24 protein-coding genes and 1 riboswitch are annotated in these 22,109 nt (G+C 41.8%); of the genes, 7 read left to right on the forward strand and 17 right to left on the reverse strand.

Annotated elements, in window-relative coordinates:
* Positions 1–227: 227 nt before the first annotated feature.
* Positions 228–773, reverse strand: coding sequence for an oligoribonuclease (gene orn, locus NYF15_RS00605; RefSeq protein WP_054554138.1), 546 nt, complete (start codon positions 771–773; stop codon positions 228–230).
* Between the two features lie 122 nt (positions 774–895).
* Here orn and rsgA point away from each other — a divergent pair, with 122 nt between their 5' ends.
* Together rsgA and asd are read left to right on the forward strand one after the other, a co-directional pair.
* Positions 896–1,954: a small ribosomal subunit biogenesis GTPase RsgA gene (rsgA, locus tag NYF15_RS00610; RefSeq protein ID WP_371352412.1), complete on the forward strand. Its 1,059-nt coding sequence runs from the start codon at positions 896–898 to the stop codon at positions 1,952–1,954.
* Positions 1,955–1,972: 18 nt separating this feature from the next.
* On the forward strand, positions 1,973–2,839 hold the full coding sequence (gene asd / locus NYF15_RS00615; protein ID WP_175083551.1) for an archaetidylserine decarboxylase: 867 nt from the start codon (positions 1,973–1,975) through the stop codon (positions 2,837–2,839).
* 64 nt (positions 2,840–2,903) lie between these two features.
* Here asd and NYF15_RS00620 read toward each other — a convergent pair whose 3' ends face one another.
* From NYF15_RS00620 to NYF15_RS00655, 8 genes are all read right to left on the reverse strand, one after another.
* Positions 2,904–3,659 (reverse strand): ThiF family adenylyltransferase, encoded by a 756-nt coding sequence (locus tag NYF15_RS00620; protein ID WP_371352413.1) that lies wholly within the window; start codon positions 3,657–3,659, stop codon positions 2,904–2,906.
* A 1-nt stretch (position 3,660) separates the two neighbouring features.
* Complete coding sequence (thiE, locus tag NYF15_RS00625; RefSeq protein WP_371352414.1) at positions 3,661–5,184, reverse strand: thiamine phosphate synthase; 1,524 nt, start codon at positions 5,182–5,184, stop codon at positions 3,661–3,663.
* 15 nt (positions 5,185–5,199) lie between these two features.
* Positions 5,200–5,982, reverse strand: a complete 783-nt coding sequence (locus tag NYF15_RS00630; protein WP_371352415.1) for a thiazole synthase — start codon at positions 5,980–5,982, stop codon at positions 5,200–5,202.
* Between the two features lies 1 nt (position 5,983).
* Complete coding sequence (gene thiS / locus NYF15_RS00635; RefSeq protein ID WP_371352416.1) at positions 5,984–6,181, reverse strand: sulfur carrier protein ThiS; 198 nt, start codon at positions 6,179–6,181, stop codon at positions 5,984–5,986.
* 8 nt (positions 6,182–6,189) lie between these two features.
* Entirely contained in the window at positions 6,190–7,194 is a 1,005-nt protein-coding gene (locus tag NYF15_RS00640) for an FAD-dependent oxidoreductase (protein ID WP_371352417.1), read from the reverse strand.
* Positions 7,195–7,262: 68 nt separating this feature from the next.
* The gene (gene thiC / locus NYF15_RS00645) at positions 7,263–9,215 is read right to left on the reverse strand and encodes a phosphomethylpyrimidine synthase ThiC (RefSeq protein ID WP_371352418.1); all 1,953 of its coding nucleotides are present in this window, start codon (positions 9,213–9,215) and stop codon (positions 7,263–7,265) included.
* A gap of 144 nt (positions 9,216–9,359) precedes the next feature.
* Positions 9,360–9,461: riboswitch (TPP riboswitch) on the reverse strand.
* Positions 9,462–9,526: 65 nt separating this feature from the next.
* Complete coding sequence (locus NYF15_RS00650; protein ID WP_371352419.1) at positions 9,527–9,862, reverse strand: META domain-containing protein; 336 nt, start codon at positions 9,860–9,862, stop codon at positions 9,527–9,529.
* 189 nt (positions 9,863–10,051) lie between these two features.
* On the reverse strand, positions 10,052–10,441 hold the full coding sequence (locus NYF15_RS00655) for an acyl-CoA thioesterase (RefSeq protein ID WP_371352420.1): 390 nt from the start codon (positions 10,439–10,441) through the stop codon (positions 10,052–10,054).
* A gap of 151 nt (positions 10,442–10,592) precedes the next feature.
* Here NYF15_RS00655 and NYF15_RS00660 point away from each other — a divergent pair, with 151 nt between their 5' ends.
* The gene (locus NYF15_RS00660) at positions 10,593–12,692 is read left to right on the forward strand and encodes a TonB-dependent receptor (RefSeq protein WP_371352421.1); all 2,100 of its coding nucleotides are present in this window, start codon (positions 10,593–10,595) and stop codon (positions 12,690–12,692) included.
* Between the two features lie 69 nt (positions 12,693–12,761).
* On the opposite strand, the gene epmA is transcribed toward NYF15_RS00660, so the two are convergent.
* Both epmA and efp read right to left on the reverse strand, forming a co-directional pair.
* Positions 12,762–13,736 (reverse strand): elongation factor P--(R)-beta-lysine ligase, encoded by a 975-nt coding sequence (epmA, locus tag NYF15_RS00665; RefSeq protein ID WP_371352422.1) that lies wholly within the window; start codon positions 13,734–13,736, stop codon positions 12,762–12,764.
* A 65-nt stretch (positions 13,737–13,801) separates the two neighbouring features.
* Positions 13,802–14,368 carry an elongation factor P gene (gene efp / locus NYF15_RS00670; RefSeq protein WP_062568522.1) on the reverse strand — a complete coding sequence of 189 codons (567 nt, stop codon included), beginning with the start codon at positions 14,366–14,368 and terminating at the stop codon, positions 13,802–13,804.
* Positions 14,369–14,409: 41 nt separating this feature from the next.
* Between efp and epmB the strand changes: the two genes are divergently transcribed.
* Entirely contained in the window at positions 14,410–15,423 is a 1,014-nt protein-coding gene (epmB, locus tag NYF15_RS00675) for an EF-P beta-lysylation protein EpmB (RefSeq protein ID WP_371352423.1), read from the forward strand.
* Here epmB and NYF15_RS00680 read toward each other — a convergent pair whose 3' ends face one another.
* Positions 15,424–15,636, reverse strand: coding sequence for a hypothetical protein (locus tag NYF15_RS00680; RefSeq protein WP_062568520.1), 213 nt, complete (start codon positions 15,634–15,636; stop codon positions 15,424–15,426). It lies immediately after the preceding gene.
* Between the two features lie 72 nt (positions 15,637–15,708).
* Here NYF15_RS00680 and NYF15_RS00685 point away from each other — a divergent pair, with 72 nt between their 5' ends.
* Positions 15,709–15,999 (forward strand): hypothetical protein, encoded by a 291-nt coding sequence (locus NYF15_RS00685; protein WP_054554123.1) that lies wholly within the window; start codon positions 15,709–15,711, stop codon positions 15,997–15,999.
* A gap of 126 nt (positions 16,000–16,125) precedes the next feature.
* On the opposite strand, the gene NYF15_RS00690 is transcribed toward NYF15_RS00685, so the two are convergent.
* On the reverse strand, positions 16,126–16,629 hold the full coding sequence (locus NYF15_RS00690) for a DUF3016 domain-containing protein (RefSeq protein ID WP_371352424.1): 504 nt from the start codon (positions 16,627–16,629) through the stop codon (positions 16,126–16,128).
* Between the two features lie 211 nt (positions 16,630–16,840).
* On the opposite strand from NYF15_RS00690, the gene galE reads away from it, so the two are divergent.
* Positions 16,841–17,854, forward strand: a complete 1,014-nt coding sequence (gene galE, locus NYF15_RS00695; RefSeq protein ID WP_371352425.1) for a UDP-glucose 4-epimerase GalE — start codon at positions 16,841–16,843, stop codon at positions 17,852–17,854.
* Positions 17,855–18,103: 249 nt separating this feature from the next.
* On the opposite strand, the gene NYF15_RS00700 is transcribed toward galE, so the two are convergent.
* On the reverse strand, positions 18,104–18,277 hold the full coding sequence (locus NYF15_RS00700) for a hypothetical protein (RefSeq protein ID WP_371352426.1): 174 nt from the start codon (positions 18,275–18,277) through the stop codon (positions 18,104–18,106).
* 8 nt (positions 18,278–18,285) lie between these two features.
* Positions 18,286–19,011, reverse strand: coding sequence for a zeta toxin family protein (locus tag NYF15_RS00705; protein WP_371352427.1), 726 nt, complete (start codon positions 19,009–19,011; stop codon positions 18,286–18,288).
* Between the two features lie 425 nt (positions 19,012–19,436).
* On the opposite strand from NYF15_RS00705, the gene NYF15_RS00710 reads away from it, so the two are divergent.
* On the forward strand, positions 19,437–19,667 hold the full coding sequence (locus tag NYF15_RS00710; protein WP_371352428.1) for a hypothetical protein: 231 nt from the start codon (positions 19,437–19,439) through the stop codon (positions 19,665–19,667).
* Positions 19,668–19,884: 217 nt separating this feature from the next.
* Here NYF15_RS00710 and NYF15_RS00715 read toward each other — a convergent pair whose 3' ends face one another.
* Both NYF15_RS00715 and NYF15_RS00720 read right to left on the reverse strand, forming a co-directional pair.
* The gene (locus NYF15_RS00715; protein ID WP_371352429.1) at positions 19,885–20,874 is read right to left on the reverse strand and encodes a hypothetical protein; all 990 of its coding nucleotides are present in this window, start codon (positions 20,872–20,874) and stop codon (positions 19,885–19,887) included.
* 46 nt (positions 20,875–20,920) lie between these two features.
* A protein-coding gene (locus NYF15_RS00720) for an IS3 family transposase (RefSeq protein ID WP_371352430.1) occupies positions 20,921–22,047 on the reverse strand; the annotation gives its coding sequence in 2 pieces (ribosomal slippage) (positions 20,921–21,822 and positions 21,822–22,047; 1,128 coding nt in all).
* Positions 22,048–22,109 lie beyond the last annotated feature (62 nt).

Genomic DNA, 22,109 nt, shown 5'->3' on the forward strand with positions numbered 1-22,109 from the left:
TCGTGACCTCAACCTTGGCAAGGTTGCGCTCTACCAACTGAGCTAGTGCCGCTTTTAAGTAGTCAGTAATTTGTCCGTTGCTGCACAACCTTGAAGGTTGCGGTAAAACGTTCTGGCAACTGAGCTAGTGCCGCATTCAATTACTTAGAGACATACCAACCCCGCGAGGGATAACGTCTTAAGCGGGGCAGGATTCTACAATAATCCGATGTGTTTGCAAATGTTTTTTACAAATTAAAGAATTTTTCTTGGTAAACCTTTAATTCCATGATCGAATCTTTGATATCGTCGAGGGCTAGATGTGAACCTTTTTTGTTCACTTGCGCTAATACGTCAGGTTTCCAACGACGTGCAAGTTCTTTAACTGTACTCACATCAAGGTTACGGTAGTGAAAGTAATCTTCCAATTCAGGCATGTACTTATTCATAAAGCGGCGGTCTTGGCCGATAGAATTACCACACATAGGTGAAGCACCCGCAGGTACCCATTGCTTTAGAAATGCCAATGTTTGATCAATAGCATCTTGTTCAGTGAATGTGCTTGCTTTACAACGAGCTGTTAAACCAGATTGACCGTGCTGAGTCGTGCACCACTCGTCCATGCCATCAAGCAGTTCATCGCTTTGATGAATAGCAATAACAGGGCCTTCAGCCAAGATGTTTAAATCACTGTCGGTGACAACAGTGGCAATTTCGAGTATTTTATCTGTTGCTGGTTCGAGGCCTGTCATTTCCAGGTCGAGCCAGATAAGATTTGATTTATGAAAAGACATAGTTACCTTAGCGGTGCTTTCCTTTAGATCCAACGCATTTAGATATATCATATTAGTATCATCAGTCGACCTAAAGCTTTTTTTTCAAAAAGCCCGACATTTACTCAAGTTATAGGCCAAAAGTGGCAAAACAAAAGAAATTAAGTAAAGGCCAATCGCGTCGAATTAAGGCCAATCATCAAAAACGCCTCTCTAATGCAGACAAAAAGCAACAGAAAGGGGCAACTGTGCAATGGCAAAGTGACAATTTAGGCCCTGCCGAAAATGCGGTTGTGATCAGTCGATTTGGCCAACACGCCGATATCGAAACCGAATCAGGCGAAGTATTGCGCTGTAATATACGCAGAACAGTATCGAGCCTTGTATGTGGTGATGAAGTTATTTTTCGCCGTGCAAAAGTTAGCGAAGGCGACTTAGCAGGTGTTATTGAAGCAACTCATGAGCGTCGCTCACAACTAACTCGCCCTGATTTTTATGACGGGGTGAAAGTCGTCGCTGCCAATATTGACCAAATTTTAATGGTCTCTGCTGTATTGCCTGAGTTTACGCCAAACATTATCGACCGCTATTTAGTTGCCTGTGAAGACATGGGGATTGAGCCTATTTTAGTGCTTAACAAAATAGATTTAATTGACGATGAAGGCCTTGCTTTTATTGATGAAATTCTCGATATCTATCGTGAGCTAGGTTATCAAGTACTATTAGTCAGTAATAAAACGGGTCAAGGCATTGATGAGCTTAAACAAAAACTGGTCGATAAAAACAGCATTTTTGTTGGTCAAAGTGGTGTGGGTAAATCAACCTTAGTGAACACTGTACTGCCTGATGCTGACATCTTAACCCAAGAAGTATCTGAGAACAGCGGCCTTGGTCAACACACAACAACCGTATCGCGATTACACCATTTACCAAGTGGAGGTAACCTAATCGACTCACCGGGAATTCGTGAGTTTGGCTTATGGCATTTAGAGGTTGAGCGCGTTACATGGTGCTTTAAAGAGTTCCGTGATTTTATTGGTGGCTGTCGTTTTCGCGATTGTAAGCATTTAAACGATCCTGGCTGTATAATCCGCCAAGCTGTTGATGATGGTGAAATTTCAGAACTTCGCTTTGACAGTTACCACCGAATTTTAGAAACTATGGCCGACGGCCGTGCTGGTGCACGCGCTCCTCGCGTATAACTATTTAGGAAATAACAAGTGAGTTTAGATAAATTCAAAATTGCTATGCAATATGCCATGCCAAAACATTTCATTTCGCGCATGGTTGGCAAGTTAGCAGCAGCAAAAGCGGGTGGCTTAACAACGGCCTTAATTAAATTGTTTATCAAACAATACAAAATTGATATGAGTGAGGCTAAATACCCAGATCCAGCTCATTACAAAACTTTTAATGAGTTTTTCACTCGCCCATTAAAAGAAGGTATTCGTCCACTTGCTGAAGAAAGCGACATTATTGCTCACCCAGTTGATGGTGCAATTAGCCAATTAGGCGATGTAGTAGACGGTCAAATCATCCAAGCAAAAGGCCATGACTACAGCTTACAAGCACTCCTTGGTGGCAAAGAAGAAGACACAGCGCCGTTTTTAGGCGGTAAATTTGCGACTATTTATTTAGCACCAAAAGATTACCACCGTATTCACATGCCTGTTGATGGTACGCTGAGCAAAATGATCTACGTACCGGGTGATTTATTTTCGGTAAACCCGTTAACAGCACAAAATGTACCTAACCTATTTGCTCGTAACGAGCGTGTTGTAGCTATCTTCGAAACCGAAATTGGCCCGCTAGCCATGGTACTTGTTGGTGCAACAATTGTTGCTAGCATCGAGACTATTTGGGCAGGCACAGTCACGCCACCAGCAGGTAAAGATGTATTTAGTTGGAATTACCCAACTACAGGTGACAACGCGATTACTCTGAAGAAGGGTGAAGAAATGGGTCGCTTTAAGTTAGGCTCGACCGTTATTTTAGCCTGGGGTGCAAATCAAGCTGAGTTCTTATCAGATCAACACCCAGAAACAGTGACGCGCATGGGCACACCATTTGCGAAAATTAACGACTAATAAGTTCAATTAAGCAAACCACTTGAGCAATAGTGGTTTGCTTAAAATTCATTATAAACCAAGCCTACACCCCACGATTACACTCTGAGCACTCACTATCTTTTTGAATATTAAAGCGCTGCTGCAATAGTGTTAGCCCATCAAATTGAATAAACTCGCTACCCGTTTTATGGCCAAGCAATATATTGATAGCCAATAAACTTTGCATGCTCCCAATAACACCCAGTAACGGGCTCAATACCCCTGCATTGTCACAATTAAGCGCTGTTTGCTCCTCCGTTTGCGGGAATACACAACCATAACAAGGGCTCTGTTCATCACGAAAATCAAAACTCATCACCTGCCCCTGCGTTGCAATAGCTGCAGCTGATACAAGTGGGATAGATTTAGCTAAACAATAGCGATTAACCAAATAGCGGGTAGCAAAGTTATCACTGCAATCAAGGATGATGTCAGCGCCACCAAGAAGCTCAGCACAGTTACTTTCATCAAGCTTTTGGCATAGAGGCTTAACCGTAATTTGATTATTTAAACTGCCTAACACCTTGGCAGCCGCCTGTGTTTTTGCCTGCCCCATGTGGTTTACTTTATAGAGTATTTGTCGCTGTAGATTTGAAAGCTCAACTTTATCGTCGTCAATCAAAGTGAGCGTCCCGATTCCTGCAGCCGCTAAATAAAACAATGCCGGTGAGCCAAGCCCACCAGCTCCGACAACCACAATATGTGCAGTCTTTAACTTTTGCTGCCCCGCATGCCCCACCTCTTTGAGTAGCAAGTGGCGGCTATAACGAATTTGCTCTTTGTCGCTTAACGCGCTCATGCTAAGACTGACCTTCGACCAGCTGTTTTAACTTGGCAATGGCTGCTTGGTAGTCTTCGGCTTCAGTAATCGCACGCACTACGGCAACACTGCCAACCCCCGAGTTCGCGACCTGCTCAGCACGAGATAAGTCAATTCCACCAATCGCAACCGTTGGATAGTCAGCCATCAACGGCACAAATTTTTCGAGCTTTTCTAAACCTTGAATTTGCCCCGTCATATCTTTGGTGGTGGTTGGATAAATAGCGCCAAACGCCATATAACTTGGTCTGTAATTATGTGCACGTAGCATTTCATAAAAGCCATGGGTCGACACACCTAAGCGTAACCCAGCCTCTTTTATGGCAATTAAATTAGCAGTTTGTAAGTCTTCTTGCCCTAAATGCACACCATAAGCGCCGTGCTTGATCGCCAATTGCCAATAATCATTGATATACACCTGCGCATCGTACTTCTGCCCCAGCATAACCGCACTTGCAATCGACTCATCAAGTGCTGCATCGTCTGCATTTTTCATTCTTAATTGAACTGTTTTAACCCCTTCGGCTAAACACTTCTCTAACCAATCAACCGTATCTACAATGGCATACAGCCCAAGCTGTTTAGAGTCGCACTCGGCAAAACCTGCTGCCATGGTAAAGTCAACCAGGCAATCAAAGTCGAGCTCATCACCTAGCCAACTTCCCGCCTCGATGACTTGTGGGTAATCTGCTAGATTTGTTGGAAAGCAAGTGTGCGCAACGGGCCCAATCCCTTCACCATATCGAACGGCTGCTTTTAATCCTTGATTTATATAGGCTTTTGCTAAAATAAAGGCATCTTTGAGTGGATACTGTTTGGCTAAACACGCAGCAATCACAGAGGCCATACTACATCCAGTACCATGACTATGCGGAGTTTGAATTTTTTCGTTACCAAGCCAATATTCCTGCTCACCTTGCACGCAGTAATCAATGCAATAGCCAATTGGGTAATCCCAATGACCTCCTTTGATGATCACCGCTTTTGCACCATAGCCTGTTAACTTTTCTGCAGCTTCTTTCACTGCACTTGGGCCAATCAAATAAACCCCGGTTAATAACTGCGTTTCGTGGGTATTCGGTGTTACTACATCAACTAATGGTAATAAGCACTCTTTGATAGCACTAACGGTATCTTCTTCTGTTAATAAATCACCACTAGAGGCAATGGCAACCGGATCATAAACAACCAAAGGCGGCTCTGCCCAAGTTGCTTTGTAATGCTTTAAATGCTCACTAATAAGCTGTATTTGCTGCACATTGGCAAGCATGCCAATTTTAATCACGCTGGCAGGCATATCACTGGCTAAGGCTAATAGTTGCGACTCAATCACTTCTGTTGATATCGGGTTAAGCGCTTCTACACCTAAACTATTTTGTGCCGTTAAAGCAGTAATAACCGTACAGCTATGTACATTAAAACTTTGCATTGCCTTGATGTCGGCTTGAATTCCTGCACCGCCGCCCGAATCTGAGCCAGCTATGGTCCATACAACCTGATTCATGTTATTCCTCACATTTTATTCTTGATGCCAAAATGGCATTCCGAGCGTCGGCGTTGATGGGCTTGCTACGTCTTTCTCTGGCATCGCTTTAGCCACATAGCTATATCGCCCCGCTTCAACCGCACTCTTAAACGCTTTACTCATCGTCACTGGGCAACCTGCACCTGCAATTGCCGAGTTTAATAATACGGCATCATACCCTAATTCAAGCGCTTGGCAGGCATGAGATGGTAAACCTAAGCCCGCATCAACAATTAAAGTATGGTTTGGCAAGCGCTCACGGATCATTTTTAAGTTGTAAGGATTCAGCAAGCCTTTACCCGTACCAATCGGTGCGCCCCAAGGCATTAATACTTCGCAGCCTAAATCAGCGAGGCGCTGACACAGCACTAAATCATCTGTGCAATAAGGCAAAACTTTAAAGCCATCGGCTAATAAAATTTTAGTGGCTTCGAGCAATGCGATAGGATCTGGCTGTAAATTATATTCATCACCAATTAGTTCTAACTTGATCCAGTCAGTGGCAAACACTTCGCGGCACATTTGCGCCAAGGTCACGGCTTCTTTTACGCTATGACAACCCGCCGTATTTGGCAGTACCTTTAATCCGGTGTTTTTTATCAATTGCCAAAAATCATCTCCAGCAGCAACACTTTGCTGACGTCTCAATGAAACCGTAACAATTTCAGCCTGTGAGCCCACTATCGAATCCTGCATAACACTTGGCGAAGGGTACAGTGCTGAGCCAATCAGTAAGCGACTCGTAAATTGCTCTCCATAAACCGAAAAACTATCCATCTTAGCCTCCTTGAATTGGCGACAATAACTCAATGCTGTCGCCTTCGTTGAGGGTTTTAGCATCGCATTGACTGCGCGGTACAAAGTCACCATTAACGGCAACGGCAAATGGAGGTCTTGCGCCAAACTGGCTCAACGCCTGAGTGAGCGATGCATTGTCGTTCACTGTCACTGACTGACCATTAATTAAAATATTCATTTTTATCCTTAAGCAATTAAGCTCACTGCATCATCAACCACTTTAGGCGCAAGTAAATAGCCATGACGGTACAAGCCATTAATACTGATCACTCGACCTTGTTTTGTGACTTTCGGGCGGTTGTCTGCAAACGCCGGACGAAGCCCCGACTGCAAACTCTCGATACGCCCTTCAGCAAAGCCGCTATGCACCGTATAAGCAGCAGACAATAGCTCCAGCGCTGAGCGCACTGTGACTTTACCTCGATCTTGCGATTCAATTTCAGTCGCACCAATCACAAATTGATGGTTTGGCTTAGGAGCAATATAAATTGGGTAACGCGGATGCATCAGTCGTATCGGTCTGGTTAGGTTCACCTCTGGTGCATATAAACGCGCCACCTCCCCTCTGACTCCGCGAAGTAAAGGTTCAGATTGTTTAGCACCTAAGCCGCGGCAATCAAATACATAATCAAAGCTTTGGTCATTCACTTGATGAGCGTTCAATTCAACTTTACAGCCAAAGTTAAATTGCACCCCTTGCGAGGTAAGCTTTTTAAAACTCGCGCTATAAAATGCCTGATTATCGAGTTGCCCTTCACAAGGTAAATACACACCTTGGTGGAATCGCCCAGCAAGTTCTGGCTCAAGGTCTGCGATTTGAGTGCCAACCAATGCCTGTGCCTGATAGCTTTCAAGCGGTTTTAAGCGGCTCACAAAACTTTGTAAATCGCCCTTATCTTGCTGATGAGCAACCACTAAGCTGCCTGTTTGTTGAAAATACACAGCGTCATCGAGCTCACTTAAAATTTGCTGCCAACGAGTGATGCTATTGAGCCCTTGTAGGGCTAAATCCTGTTCACACAGGACTGATTCCGCAAGGGGTGCCAACATCGCTGCGGCAACGCTGCCGGCACTGTTGCTAGCATGTTCATCATCTTGTTCAAACACCGTAACTTGATGCTGCTTACTTAACGCCAATGCCGCTAAGCGCCCCGTTAAGCCAAAACCAATCACTGCAATGTTGTAAGACATATTAACCTCAGCCTTAAACGATAAGATTTAAGCAAATAGCGCGATATAAAATCGCGCCTACAACTAGCCTAAATTGCTTTGTGGTAAATCTCAGATCCTGTTTTTTTGAACTCATCTGATTTCGCTTTCATCTCGGCTTCGACATCAACCATTTTGATTTCAATGCCTTCACCCAAGGTATTAAAATCAATACCTCTTTGTTCAAGATCTTTAGCGTAATCACGTACCTCTTGGGTGATCTTCATTGAGCAGAATTTAGGACCACACATAGAGCAAAAATGAGCTATCTTGCCTGATTCTTGCGGCAGTGTTTCGTCGTGATATTCGCGGGCGCGTTCAGGGTCTAAACCGATGTTAAATTGGTCGTGCCAACGGAACTCGAAGCGCGCTTTTGATAGTGCGTTATCACGCTCTTGCGCACCTGGGTGGCCTTTTGCCAAATCGGCGGCATGGGCAGCAATTTTGTAGGTGATTAAACCTTCTTTAACGTCTTCTTTGTTTGGCAAGCCTAAATGTTCTTTAGGGGTTACATAACAAAGCATGGCACAGCCGTACCACGCAATTTGCGCAGCGCCAATGCCTGATGTGAAATGGTCATACCCAGGGGCGATGTCCGTGGTTAATGGGCCAAGGGTGTAAAATGGTGCTTCTTCACAGTGTTTTAGTTGCTCCTCCATGTTCTCTTTGATCATATGCATTGGCACATGGCCTGGGCCTTCGATAAACACTTGTACATCATGTTTCCAAGCAAGTTTTGTCAGCTCACCTAAAGTACGTAATTCACTGAATTGGGCTTCGTCATTGGCATCTGCAATAGAGCCAGGGCGCAAGCCATCCCCTAATGAGAAACACACATCATACTGTTTTAAAATTTCACAAATATCTTCAAAGTGAGTATATAAAAAGTTTTCTTTATGGTGCGCTAAACACCATTTCGCCATGATTGAGCCACCACGCGAAACAATACCGGTAACACGCTTTGCGGTCATCGGCACATAACGCAGCAATACCCCAGCGTGAATAGTAAAGTAATCAACACCCTGTTCTGCTTGTTCAATCAAGGTATCACGGAAAATCTCCCACGTTAGGTCTTCAGCCACACCGTTTACTTTTTCAAGCGCTTGATAGATTGGTACGGTACCAATTGGCACTGGCGAGTTACGTACTACCCATTCACGGGTTTCGTGAATATAACGACCCGTTGATAAGTCCATTACCGTGTCAGCCCCCCAACGAGTCGACCACACCATTTTTTCTACTTCTTCTTCGATTGATGAAGTCACCGACGAGTTACCAATATTCGCGTTCACTTTAACTAAGAAGTTTCGGCCAATAATCATCGGCTCAGTTTCTGGATGATTGATGTTGTTAGGCAGCACGGCGCGGCCACGGGCAATTTCATCACGCACAAATTCAGGGGTAATAAAATCAGGAATACTGGCGCCAAACGATTCGCCTTTGTGCTGGGCAGCGAGTAACTCTTCACGAATTTTAGCGCGCCCCATGTTTTCGCGGATCGCCACATATTCCATTTCAGGCGTCACAATGCCTTGTCGCGCATAATGCATTTGGGTCACGTTTTTACCCGCTTTTGCACGGCGGATCTTTGGTAGATGTTCAAAGCGGATATGATCTAACCCTTCATCTGCCATACGCTGCTGCGAAAATTGCGACGTAACTGAATCTAGAATTTCAGTGTCACCACGCTTTTCAATCCACTTTTCACGATATTTTTCAAGACCTTTACGTACATCAAGTTGAAAATCAGGATCAGTGTAAGGGCCTGATGTATCATAAACACGAATTGGTGCATTGGGCTCAAATACGGGGTTCTCTTCAGTACCACCAACAAAGGTATCACTTAAAGTGATTTCGCGCATTCCCACACGTACGTTACCTTGTGTGCCTTCAACATAGACTTTATGTGAGTTAGGAAAAGGTTGACCGGTTAGGTTGTAAATATAATCTGATGCAGCCGCACGTGTTTCGCGGCGAGACGGTTTAATTGGTGTGTTTGACATGACTTACCTCATTGCTTTAAGGGTTGTCTTGTCAGATATTGCAAGCGCAATAGAGAGTGGCAAACGCCATTGGATCGTTAGTAAGATAAACACTTACTGTTGCAGCCTATGCCGCTTATGCCCCTATATTTGGCGCACAAGCGCCTAACGAGGCAGCTTGTTCCCTACGCAGGTGTTAGCCTGATCAGGTTCACGGATCCCGCTTTCGCGATCTCAGCCTTATAAAAGGCACTCCGACAAGTTTAAATTCGTTGTTTTATAAAAACACAATGAGTGTACGTGAGTTAAAAAATAGCTGCAAGCTAAGCGTTTTAGTTTTTAACGATAAAAGTGAAGTGATGCTCACCTTGTAACACCAACTGTTCATCATTCAATGAAATTGCTGCGCCTTCCTTTAAAGTCATTAATAATTTCTGTTCTAGCTCATCCACTTTTTCACCGCATGACTTACGAGTCATACCTAGCTTATTTACTTTCAATGTGTCTTCGACTAGCTGCCCTTCACCAAAAAATTTATTACAACCCGCAAAGCCATTAATTTGCATGGCTTCAATAAAACGCATTGATGCACTTTGTGACACAGGGATAGATAAACCATTTATTTTTGATAGCTGCCATTGTGTGTATTTTAAGTGCTCGCTTGACACGCTCCCAGTTGATGAGCATCCCACACAAAATAATACAAAAAGAATTGGCAAGGCGACTAGCTTCATATATTTTTCGACTTTATTTTCAATTTAGTAATGATAACAATATTTAACGCGTTTGATCGTTAAAAAAACATGTTTTATCTGTAAAAAAATGTTCTAAGCTAGCTCTTTATAGAACAACAAGGGTTATTTGAATAACTTATCGATTTCATCTGGTAAAAAAGGACGACCTTTTTCATTAACTGACGTGCCAATCACAAATGCTTGCAGCATCACTTTATCATCACATTTACGATAAATAGTTTGTCTAAAAGCAAATTTTATTCGGCTAACTCGCTCAGGTTCGACAGCAACATAAAATTCATCGCCTGGTACTAAAGAGGCTTTGTAATCCATTTCACTGCGAAGCACCACAAGATTCACTTTTTCTTTGGCTAATTTTGCAAAATCGATATCTTTGGCATGTAAAAACTCATGACGTGCGTGCTCAAGATAATTAAAATACACACTGTTGTTAACAATGCCTTGTAAATCGCACTCATAATCTCGCACTTTAAAATCAACTTTAAAGGTCATAGTCGTATTCCTAATCAATTTACGTATAATTGCCTGCGTTTATATCATAAATACCTAAACAACCTAAAGATTCACTTTGTTTGGGTAGCAATAGCCATTTGGCCAGCAGGCTTGCTAGAATAGCAGTCCCTAAAATGGAGTTAAGAACCGCATGAAACGACGTTTATCATTATTATCTGCTGCTATTTTGCCATTATTTGCAGCATCAACAATCGCTTATGCTGAAGACGGTGAGCTAGAAAAAATTTTAGTCACTGGTGATTTCCAAAAAGAAAGTATTCAAACACTTAGCGCCAGCGCCAGCTTATTTTCTGATCATGAGATTAATCAGCGAGGCGCTAAGTTTTTAGATGAGATGCTAGCAAGTGCCGCGAATGTAAACTTTACGTCTGGCGCATCACGAGGTCGTTATGTGCAAATTCGTGGTGTTGGTTTGCGCTCACAGTTTGTTGACCCAATTAACCCATCTGTAGGTTTGGTGATCGACGGTATTAACTACTCAGGCCTAGGTGGTAGTTCATTATTATTTGATGTTGACCAAGTTGAAATTTACCGTGGACCACAAGGCACACGCTTTGGCGCTGATGCACTTGCCGGTATGATTCAAATGGAATCAGCGACACCAACACTTGATCCAAGTGTAAAAGTGCAGCTTGGCGCAGGTAATTACAATAGCTATGAGGCAGGTATTGCTGCCGGCACGGGTATTACCGATGACACCGCAGTGCGCGCTAGCATTTATCAACGTGAGTCTGATGGTTACGTTGAAAACCGTTATTTAAACAAAGATACCCAGCAACAAGATGAGCTCGTTTCTCGCTTTAAATTACACAGCCAGCTAACAAATAACTTACGCACAGAACTGAGTGTTCACTATATTGATATTAATAATGGCTACGATGCATTTACACTCGATAATAGCCGTTACAGTGTTGCTGATGAGCCAGGCGAAGATAACCAAGAAAGCATTGCAGTTGGCCTTGCCAATACGTACACCGGCTTCGATTTATTTGATGTAAGCCTTAATGTGTCAGGTATCGACAGTGAGCTACTTTACAGTTTTGACGAAGATTGGGTGTGTAATGATGAAGCTCAGCCAGAGCTTTGCGCCGCAGGTTTACATGAGTGGGGCTATAGCTCAACAGATACTTACTTGCGCGATCGTAAAGATCAAGCGGCCGAACTGCAATTTAATGGTAAGTCTGGCGAATGGGTAGCGGGCATTTATTATCAAGGTCGTGAAGTTGACTTGGAACGCCAATACACATGGCTGACACAACCATTTACCTCAAATTATGAAACCAGCAACATCGCTGCATATGGTCAAGTAGCAACCCCTATAGGGCCAAAAACAACCTTAATTACGGGTCTGCGCGTTGAGCAATACCAAGGCGACTACATTGATAACAATGGCTTTATTGAAGAAACCGATGATGTCATGGTGGGTGGTAAACTTGCTCTTGAATACCAAGTGATTGATCGCACCATGATCTACACCAGTATTACTCGTGGCTACAAAGCGGGCGGTATTAACTCTGAAGCACTGGCAAAAGCAAAAGACGAAGGCTTAAATCTAGATGCTGATTTCTTTGCGAACCACACATCATTTGCCCCTGAATATTTATGGAGCGGTGAGTTTGGTGTAAAAGGCAGCTCACTTGACGATAGATTTGTATTACGCTTAGCCGCTTTTTACATGTATCGCGAAGATATGCAGTTAAAGTCGTGGCAAGTCGAAGGTCAAAAGTTCACAGGTTATATCGATAACGCAAGCTCTGGCGAAAACTACGGTTTAGAAATTGAAGGCAGCTTCCAAGCCACTGATAATTTACTACTAACGGGTAGTGCAGGTTATCTACATACAGAAATCAATGACTTTGTTGCACAATCAGGCCTAGATCAAGATGGTCGAGACCAAGCACAAGCACCTAAATACCAATATGCATTCACTGCGCGCTATAACTTTACGCCAGCACTTTACGCATCAATTGGTGTAGAAGGCAAAGACGATTACTACTTCTCTGATAGCCACAACTCAAAAGCGCCAAGCACTAATTTAGTGAATGCTTCGTTTGGTTATGAAAGTGATAATTGGAGCATTAATGCATGGGCACGTAACTTATTTGACGAAGACGTACCAACTCGTGGTTTTGAGTTTGGTAACGACCCATTAGATGGTTACGCGACTCACACATACACACAACTTGGCGAACCTATGGTTGCCGGTGTGACATTTATTTACGAGCTATAAACCGTAGGCGCGACTTTATGTCGCGCTTTTAAAATCAACGAAAATCGCGGGGGAAACCCGCTCCTACAATTAAGCCCTTTCAACATCAAAGGCAATCACGTCTTTAATCTTTTGCTTTTTGGTTGCCAGCATAATGAGTCGATCAATTCCCAGTGCCACACCAGCACATTGCGGTAACCCATTTTCAAGTGCAGCTATTAAACGCTCATCCATTGGCACTTGTTTTAAGCCATTCGCTTCACGGTATTGATTATCTTCTTTAAAGCGAGCAACCTGCTCTTTAGCATCCGTTAGTTCATTAAAGCCGTTTGCCAGTTCCATATTTTTAAAATATAACTCAAAGCGCCCTGCTACCCGCTCATCATGCTGGCAAATTTGTGCAAGAGCGGCTTGCGAAGCCGGAAAATGATAAACAAAACAAGGCTTTTCTTGGCCAATCGTTGGCTCTACCTTCATACAAAATAATAGCTGCAACAAGGTATCGCGATGTGTTTCATGCGCAGCAATATCGGCAAAGCCCTGCTCCGTTGCTAGTTGCTGTAATGTGCTGATATCAGCCGTTAAAGGGTCTACAGCTAATGCATTAATAAAGGCTTGCTGATAAGTTAGTCGCTCTGCGGGTTTTACGCCGAGCACTAATTGCATAAGCTCATCCATTTCATCCATAAGCGCAAATTCATCAAAACCAGGGCGATACCACTCAAGCATTGTAAATTCAGGGTTATGATGGCTTCCTGCTTCTTCATTTCGAAATGCTTTACAAAGCTGAAAAATAGCACCAGAGCCCGCAGCAAGTAAACGCTTCATGGCAAACTCAGGCGACGTTTGTAAATACAATGGCAAGCCACCAGCATGGCCTGGGCCAACAAACTCTGTGCTAAATGTGGCTAAATGCACATCGGTTACACTGGCAGCACTAAGGCTGGGCGTTTCAACCTCCATCACATCACGAGTGTAAAAAAACTCACGAATGCAGCGAATGATTGCAGCGCGCTCGCGTAATGTTTCAATATCGGCGCTTGGTTGCCAAAGGACATTAGACATAGTGTTTCCCAAAAAAAATCCCAGCATAAGCTGGGATTTTACAACAAATTGCTTAATTAAGCCTATTACTTAACACGGCTCACGTATTCACCGCTACGTGTATCAACTTTGATCACTTCGCCGATTTGTACGAATAGAGGAACACGAACAACAGCACCTGTGCTTAATGTTGCTGGTTTACCGCCAGTGCCCGCTGTATCACCTTTTAGACCTGGATCTGTTTCAGTGATTTCTAATTCAACAAAGTTTGGTGGCGTCACAGCGATTGGGCTACCGTTCCAAAGTGTGATTGTACAAACGTCATTTTCAACTAACCATTTTGCATTGTCACCAAGCGCTTTTTCATCAGCAGCGATTTGCTCAAATGTTTCGTTGTTCATAAAGTGCCAGAACTCACCGTCAGTGTATAGATACGCTAAATCTGTATCCATTACGTCTGCACCTTCAACTGTTTCACCTGACTTGAATGTTTTTTCTAGTACTTTACCTGTGATAAGTTTACGAATACGAACACGGTTAAACGCTTGGCCTTTACCTGGTTTTACCATTTCATTTTCTAAGATGCTGCAAGGTTCACCGTCTAACATAATTTTTAGGCCGCCCTTGAACTCATTGGTGCTATAATTCGCCATCGTTTCCTCTGTCTAAATAATTTCGAGTAATCTACGTGTCAATGATACAAAGAAATGAAGTAAATTTGCATAAAAACTGGCAAAAAGAATTGGCAAATGTTGTCACTTGCCCTGAACGCTTGCTAAAAATGCTAGGATTATCAAGCAAAGTAGACGAAAAAGACCTTAAAGCACGCAGTCTTTTTCCTGTCCGCGTGCCGCAGCCTTTTATCAAAAAAATGCGTTATGGCGACATCAACGACCCACTTTTGCTGCAAGTGATGCCAAGGCACCAAGAATTTTTAGCACAAACAGGATACGACAAAGATCCATTAAAAGAGCAAGATAACGACCAACCTGGTTTATTACACAAGTATCGCTCTCGTGTTTTGGTCATGTTTAAAACAGGCTGTGCGGTCAATTGTCGTTATTGTTTTAGGCGTCACTTTCCGTATCAAGAAAATCAATTGAATAAGCGCAGCTTAATTGAAGCCCTCGCCTATATAAAAGCAGATATCAACATCAACGAAGTTATTTTAAGTGGTGGCGACCCATTAATGGCCAAAGACGATGCTGTTAGTTGGTTTATGGATGAGTTAGAACAGCTTCCACAAATTAAACGCCTACGTATTCATAGCCGCTTACCTGTTGTGATCCCAGCAAGAATTACCGATGAGCTGTGTGCCCGTTTTGCAGCATCACCTTTAAAAGTGGTGTTTATCAACCATATTAATCATGCAAACGAAATTGATGATGACTTTAAAGCTGCTATGCAAAAGCTAAAAGTAGTGGGGGTCACTTTGTTAAATCAAGCGGTGTTATTAAAAGATGTGAATGATACAGCAAGGGCGCAAATAGCCCTCAGTGAGGCTCTATTCGATGCTGACATACTGCCCTATTACTTGCACCTACTTGATAAAGTGGAAGGGGCGAGTCATTTTGATATACCTGAACAACTAGCAAAACAAATAATGTCAGATATGCTAGCAGCATTACCTGGGTTTTTAGTACCCAAACTAGTTAGAGAGATCGGTGGAGAAAAAAGTAAAACTCCTATCGACCTCAATCTAGTTTAGTTACACATATACGTTTATGTTATTACCCAACGTTGCGGTTACAGACTTTGCAGGTGTTTGTGCGGCGCTCGAATTTACTGCAGCACCTTCAATAAGAGCAAGTGCAGCAGCGCCTTCAGCTTTTTGCTGTTTTTTTGCAAGAGCAGCACTATAAAGCTCCGCACTTTCACCACCGCCACTCATTGCCGGTAAATTTGATCCTGATATATTCATAGTTCACTACCTGACTTTTTATAACAATCCACGTACTATATCGGCATTGCAGTCTAAAGCTTTAGGAAAAAAATGGATTCAATTATTGAACAACTCAATGCTAACCTAAAAATCGTTTATCGTCAGGCACTTGATGCTGATAAAAAATTAGATGATTTACAGCAGCAAGGCCATGGCAAATTCAAAGCCTTATTTGCAAAAGATGCAGGCTTTGATTTTGAAGCCAAACGCTTTAAACCTTACGTTCTCGATGTTGCTGCTGATGTAGAAAGCTTAAGCAACGACGGGATGGACGAAGAAAAACTGAAAAAAACAGTTATTAAGCTTCAACAGTTATTACAATTGTTAGCGACGTTTAAGTAACGTAGAAGCCTCTATTTCATTTGTTGTAAATAGAGGCTATCGCGCGAAATAAATTTCACGCCTACATCAAACGTAGACGTCAAGCTTGCTTGGCGTGCCTAGCTGACGGCTTACAGCTTTTAGTGATTACTCGCCAAGGTTTAATGATGGTAATAGCTCATCTTCAAACCAATCAGTGATCAAACGTTTATCGTAATAATAGGCTTCATCACGGCCCATTTTCATACGATCCATAAAGCCCATGTCCTTGAGTTTTACATCGCTGGCCTCGCTTAATACCTTGCCACTTTTGTCTATCACTGAATAATTTAAATCGATTCTAGGAAAATAAATTGGCTTAATAATGCGCAGTTCGTTCATCGAACCAAAACGAACATCACCAGCAAGATCAAGATCCGTCACCTCAACATTCAGCGTATACCCTTCTGGTAGTTTTTCAGCAAGCTTGCTAAAGTGTTTTTCAAGGTTGTTCGCTACGCTTTTATGAAATGATCCTTTAGTTGAGTTATTCCCTGGACGTACATCCCGATAATCATCAAAGTCGTGCCATTTTACCTTTGCCTCTCCCGCATAGGTGAAGGCTGGCAATACAAATATCATAGCGAGAGTTATTTTCTTTAATGTATTCATCTTTCTCTCCATCGAAATACGGTTATATAAACTAAACATTCACCTTTAACTATAGCTTAACCACATCGTTCACTTGTAACCAATATGGTATAAAATGTATCCCAAAGCAAGACAATAGGCTCTCCTTACTATTGTAAATTTAGAATATAATTTTGCTACAAAGTATGATGAAATAGAGGCTATTCAACCACGTATTAATCTTAGAGCTTTTATGACCATTTTAGTCACCGGCGGAGCTGGATATATCGGCTCTCATACAGTGTTAGAGCTACTTCAACAAGGTAGTGAAGTTATTGTACTTGATAACTTAAGTAACTCATCCAACGAGTCGCTTAAACGCGTTAAGCAAATTACTGAAAAAGAAATTACTTTTTATCAAGGAGATGTACAAGATAGAGAATGCCTTGATGAGATTTTCAAGCATCATAACATTGATAGCGTGATCCACTTTGCTGGTTTAAAATCTGTAGGCGAATCTGTTGCTAAACCTATTGAGTACTATCAAAATAATGTACAAGGTACCCTTACATTAGTGGATGCCATGCGTGATGCAGGTGTATTCAAATTAGTTTTTAGCTCATCTGCAACCGTTTATGGCAACCCTGCAAGTTTACCTATTCGTGAAGATTTTCCTGTGGGTGGCACAACTAACCCATATGGCACATCTAAGCTTATGGTTGAAATGATACTGCAAGACATTGTTAAATCAGATGACCGTTTTGCGCTAGCATTACTACGCTACTTCAATCCTGTAGGGGCGCACAAATCAGGCCTCATTGGTGAAGACCCTAATGATATTCCAAATAATTTATTGCCGTATATTTCACAAGTTGCTGTAGGAAGGCTCGAAAAACTCAGCGTATTTGGCGATGACTACAATACAAAAGATGGTACCGGTATTCGTGATTATATCCATGTGGTTGATTTGGCGTTAGGCCACTTAAAAGCATTAGAACGCATTGCCGATAATACAGGCGCCCATATTTATAACCTTGGCACAGGAAACGGCTATTCAGTACTAGAGATGGTCAGCGCCTTCGAGAAAGCCAGTGGTCAAGCCGTACCTTACCAAATATCACCACGTCGCTCTGGCGATATAGCCGCCTGTTACGCTGCAACTGAAAAGGCATTCAATGAACTAGGTTGGCAAGCTGAGCGAGGTATTGATGAAATGATGCAAGATACGTGGCGTTGGCAAAGCAATAACCCTAATGGTTATAAGTAATCAGCCAGTATTAGCACTTTAAATATGTTTTAAGCCGGTGTTTGTACCGGCTTTTTAAGCGGCGAATAATCATTACGGCCAAGCAAATAATTATCTGCAACACACAATCTATGTATACCAGATAAGGTATTGGAAATATGGCTTTATTTGGCGGTGTCGCCCTGAAATGGATTAAGTTGCTGAATACTTCGTTAGGTTGATATATACAAAGTATTTATCTAAATAAAAAAAGTCCCTATGCGGGACTTTTTAGTCATTACTTTGGCCTAAAGGCGCCTTGTTTATTACCTGTACTTGAGAGGAAATCGCTCGCTCAATAACTTGATTATAAACTCGCTTTTTCTCACTTGAGCTAGAATCTAGTACAAAGTCTGAAAGTTTCGAATTTTGAGCTTGCTTTGGCTTTATTAAATTTGAAAACATAGGCACTCCTAAAGCTCGCTTTTTGAGCTAGACGATGATTCTATCAGGCTCTCAAGATCTTCTCTAGTGAATTTTTCATCTAAATGATGCTCAATTGCCTGAACGTTATCATGATAAAAACGTGTTCGACCCTTATTATTTTTAACTAACAAATCTACTTTAATTCGACTACCAAATTTTAATTTAAGTTCCTTTATAACACTTTGTGATGCAAAAAATTGATCTATAAAAGTATTTGGTAAAATTCTACGCCCTTCTAACTCCTCCCTTGCTTCAACAAATTCCCACGCATATTCTGGCTTTTGATACACAAACAAAATAAGTACTTGTCGACCTTTACGGATAGAACGCTCGATGTTTTTTTCTGCAACATCATAACTAGCTAAAGTTCCATCTAATAAAAAAGATTGCTTATTTTTAAATGCACAATCAAGTGTTCTCTCAACAATAAAAGATACAGCACGATGAAATAAGTAAGAGTTATCACCTGTGTACCCTGGTATAAGTTCTCTTAACTCATCTGGATCTAGTCTGAGTACATTATCAGCACCAATTTCTTCTAAAAAAGCTTTTGAAGCTTCCGTTTTACCTGCTCCAGGTGAACCAGCCATAAAAACAGAAACAGGTCTTGCGTCGGGAGGAAACCGATTTTTGTCTGTTAACTCGCGAGCTATACGAGTCCTATTATTCTTAGCATAGGTAATTGCCTGTCGCTCTAGTTCTTCTGGTTTCATATAATGCCTTTTTCTTCTTTATTCATTATGTCACCAAAGTGTTTATTCGCAAGTGATTCAAATTCTGGATATGCCCTATACTTCTGAACCTTCACGCTTTTTGACACAATAAAGCACTTACACTACCGCTCAGACTCATACGATTGGTGTACATCAAACCAGAAAATATAATTTATCTACTCAAATAGCCTAGCAGCAGGACTCAGAGCACATGAGCTTTTACAATTGCAAAAGTATCAGAGCGTAAAGCTGATAGCCGCCCTGCGTTAAAAAGTAAATGGCTTGGTCGAGAAGGTCGTATTTATACAGTAAAAGGTAAAGGCGGCCTAATCCATGATGTACTAATACCTAACGCACTGGCTACACAACTAGAACATAGGCGCTTAGCGCAGCCTATAACGGTTCGTGATAGGGAAATTAACTATTTGCAACGTTATGATATTGGTGGTGGTCATAAATGGTCATGCTCATTCTCTAAAGCATCAAGTCGTACACTCTTCTTTTCAAATGGTGGTCATGGCCTCAGGCATAGCTACGCACAAGAGAAAATGACTGAACTAAAAAGCTTAGGTTTAAGTAGGGCAATAGCTCTCGAGACAGTATCGCAAGAGCTAAGCCATTTCAGGGCTGAAATTACTGAGGTTTATTTAAGGTAACCCCTATTTCCGTTGCTGTAAATTAGAGTTAAAAGCTATTAAGTTTATCAGGAGCATAAAGCTTTTCCGAATATAAAATTACTATAAGCATTAACTGAATAAATCTTAACTCAATCTGTCAGGTTTGATTTTTAGAGTTTCATTAAACCAGACAGTAAATAATTATTGTGCGCCAAACTCGGTCGCTCATCACGCCGCGTTCTGCGCTTTTTTATACCTATTCACTCTGATATTCCGGCAACTCACAACTTAAGCGATAAAACCTTTTTGGAACTTCAACCTTTAGTTCAAAAAAGGACTTTAGGTTATCTACATTTGTTACGTTCACATCTGCCAATACAGTTGATTGCGATGGTCCCAAGTAAACAACAGGCACTTCTGCTCGAATATTGGCGCATTCGTTTTTATTATTGAAGTCTAACATATGAGCCAATTTATAAATCTTCGATGGTAAAACCTTCTCGCCAAGGTCATTTTTCGACCACCCTAAAAAAATTACCAACAAGATAGTTGCCAATATAGGAAATACAAATGAATGAACAGGTGGCAATTCATAGTTTCTGCCATCACTTAGTTTAGACTTAAGATAGCCTATGGCATCAAGTGCAAAAAATACCGCAACGATTCCAACAAAAGCTAGAAAAGGGAGTACGTAGTGAAAGAAAAACAAACCAGATGTAAAAGTTAATGTAAATGGAAAAGCTGATGCATCAACGCCAAATACAGAATTTATAGCGCCCGCTGCTTTTCCTGTAGAAAAGACAATCAAGCCTGAAATGGCAATTGATACAACCAGCTTTGTAAATCCAAATTGCCATAGATTTCGAAAAATTGAGAACCTTTCAATTGATACCCCAATATACAATGTAGCTAGAGCAATCCCCAAAATTTTTATGGAAAGGCTATTTTGTTGTAACCAATTAAAATCATGGCTTTCATTCGAGCCGTTAATAATCAGTACGAGTGCAACAAATGCTAAGAAGCCAAGCGACCAGCTAATATTGAAATCTTTTTGCTCTGACTTATCTTTTCGTTTCTGATCATCTTTTCTCAACCGTTCAAGAATTTCATAAACGTATGTTTTTAATGTACGAACACTACCATTTGATTTTTCATTTTCGGAAATCTCTTCATAAAGCGCAGCTAGATATTCGTCTTTGTTTGATGGTTTTTTAAATTTAAATTCTAAATCTTTATTTTTGTGCACTTATGGTTCCTTTTGAAGTTTGATCTTCCCCCAATTTTGTAGACTTCTAGCTTCCAGTTAAATACTGTTTTTCATACTCTTCGGGAGACACATGGCCAAGGTGGCTATGTAATCGTTTACGATTGTAGAACATTTCAATGTAATCAAACAAATCTGCTCTAGCATCATTACGAGTCTCGTACACTTTTCGCTTCACGCGTTCTGTTTTTAGTGAGTGAAAAAAGCTTTCTGCTACCGCATTATCTAAGCAATGTCCTCGGCGACTCATACTCGGTACTAAGTTGTTTGCGGTTAAGAATTCACGGTAATCACAGCTCGCGTATTGGCTGCCTTGGTCGCTGTGAACTATTACTTCATGTTTTGGATTTCTGCGCCAAACAGCCATTAATAGTGCTTTGATCACGATATCTTTACTCATGTTCGGTTGCATCGACCAACCAATGATTTTTCGCGAGAATAAATCAAGTACGACGGCAAGGTACAGCCAGCCTTCATAGGTTTTGATATAGGTAATGTCTGCTACCCAAGCCGTATCTGGTTCACTAACAACAAACTGTTGTTGAAGGTGATTATCCGCAATTAATGCGGGCACGGTTGACTTAAAGTACCGCCTTTTATAACCGATATTAGCTTTTAGCTTGGCTTGCTTCATTAGACGGGCAACACGATTCTCTCCACATGTTTCACCTTGCCTGCGTAGCTCATGAGTAATGCGTGGACTGCCATAAACACCACCACTCTCAACATAGCCAGCCTTGATACGCTCAAGCAGCCTCCGGTTATCTTGCTCACGTTTAGATAGTGGTTGTTTGAGCCAAGCATAGAAGCCACTACGGTGAACATTTAATGCCTGACACATTGCTTTGACGCGGTAAACTTCGAGTCGTGATTTTATGAACGCGTATCTTTCCTTGACTCGCTTGCAAAGAACGCGGCGGCTTCCTTTAATATATTCCGCTCTTCAGTCACGCGTTTTAACTCAGCTCTTAGCTTGCGGATCTCTTCCTGCTCTGCTGACTTCTTGGCTGGTACTTTAGTTTTCTTGACCCAGTAATACAGGGACTTATCGGAAATGCCCAAACGTTTGGCAACATCAGGTACTGAATAGCCTTTATCAACCACTTGGCGAACAGCTTCATCTTTAAATTCTTGGGGATATTTATTATTACTCATAACATCTCTCATCATACTTCATTTTCTAAATAAAAGATGTCTACAGTGTTAGGGGAAGATCA

Source organism: Pseudoalteromonas sp. 68 DY56-GL68, assembly GCF_041414825.1.
Taxonomy (GTDB): Bacteria; Pseudomonadota; Gammaproteobacteria; order Enterobacterales; family Alteromonadaceae; genus Pseudoalteromonas.

Coding starts and splice junctions, on each gene's coding strand:
- orn (WP_054554138.1), bottom strand. CDS start 773: ATGTCTTTTCATAAATCAAATCTTATCTGGCTCGACCTGGAAATGACA.
- NYF15_RS00620 (WP_371352413.1), bottom strand. CDS start 3,659: ATGAGCGCGTTAAGCGACAAAGAGCAAATTCGTTATAGCCGCCACTTG.
- thiE (WP_371352414.1), bottom strand. CDS start 5,184: ATGAATCAGGTTGTATGGACCATAGCTGGCTCAGATTCGGGCGGCGGT.
- NYF15_RS00630 (WP_371352415.1), bottom strand. CDS start 5,982: ATGGATAGTTTTTCGGTTTATGGAGAGCAATTTACGAGTCGCTTACTG.
- thiS (WP_371352416.1), bottom strand. CDS start 6,181: ATGAATATTTTAATTAATGGTCAGTCAGTGACAGTGAACGACAATGCA.
- NYF15_RS00640 (WP_371352417.1), bottom strand. CDS start 7,194: ATGTCTTACAACATTGCAGTGATTGGTTTTGGCTTAACGGGGCGCTTA.
- thiC (WP_371352418.1), bottom strand. CDS start 9,215: ATGTCAAACACACCAATTAAACCGTCTCGCCGCGAAACACGTGCGGCT.
- NYF15_RS00655 (WP_371352420.1), bottom strand. CDS start 10,441: ATGACCTTTAAAGTTGATTTTAAAGTGCGAGATTATGAGTGCGATTTA.
- NYF15_RS00660 (WP_371352421.1), top strand. CDS start 10,593: ATGAAACGACGTTTATCATTATTATCTGCTGCTATTTTGCCATTATTT.
- epmA (WP_371352422.1), bottom strand. CDS start 13,736: ATGTCTAATGTCCTTTGGCAACCAAGCGCCGATATTGAAACATTACGC.
- efp (WP_062568522.1), bottom strand. CDS start 14,368: ATGGCGAATTATAGCACCAATGAGTTCAAGGGCGGCCTAAAAATTATG.
- epmB (WP_371352423.1), top strand. CDS start 14,410: ATGATACAAAGAAATGAAGTAAATTTGCATAAAAACTGGCAAAAAGAA.
- NYF15_RS00680 (WP_062568520.1), bottom strand. CDS start 15,636: ATGAATATATCAGGATCAAATTTACCGGCAATGAGTGGCGGTGGTGAA.
- NYF15_RS00685 (WP_054554123.1), top strand. CDS start 15,709: ATGGATTCAATTATTGAACAACTCAATGCTAACCTAAAAATCGTTTAT.
- NYF15_RS00690 (WP_371352424.1), bottom strand. CDS start 16,629: ATGAATACATTAAAGAAAATAACTCTCGCTATGATATTTGTATTGCCA.
- galE (WP_371352425.1), top strand. CDS start 16,841: ATGACCATTTTAGTCACCGGCGGAGCTGGATATATCGGCTCTCATACA.
- NYF15_RS00700 (WP_371352426.1), bottom strand. CDS start 18,277: ATGTTTTCAAATTTAATAAAGCCAAAGCAAGCTCAAAATTCGAAACTT.
- NYF15_RS00705 (WP_371352427.1), bottom strand. CDS start 19,011: ATGAAACCAGAAGAACTAGAGCGACAGGCAATTACCTATGCTAAGAAT.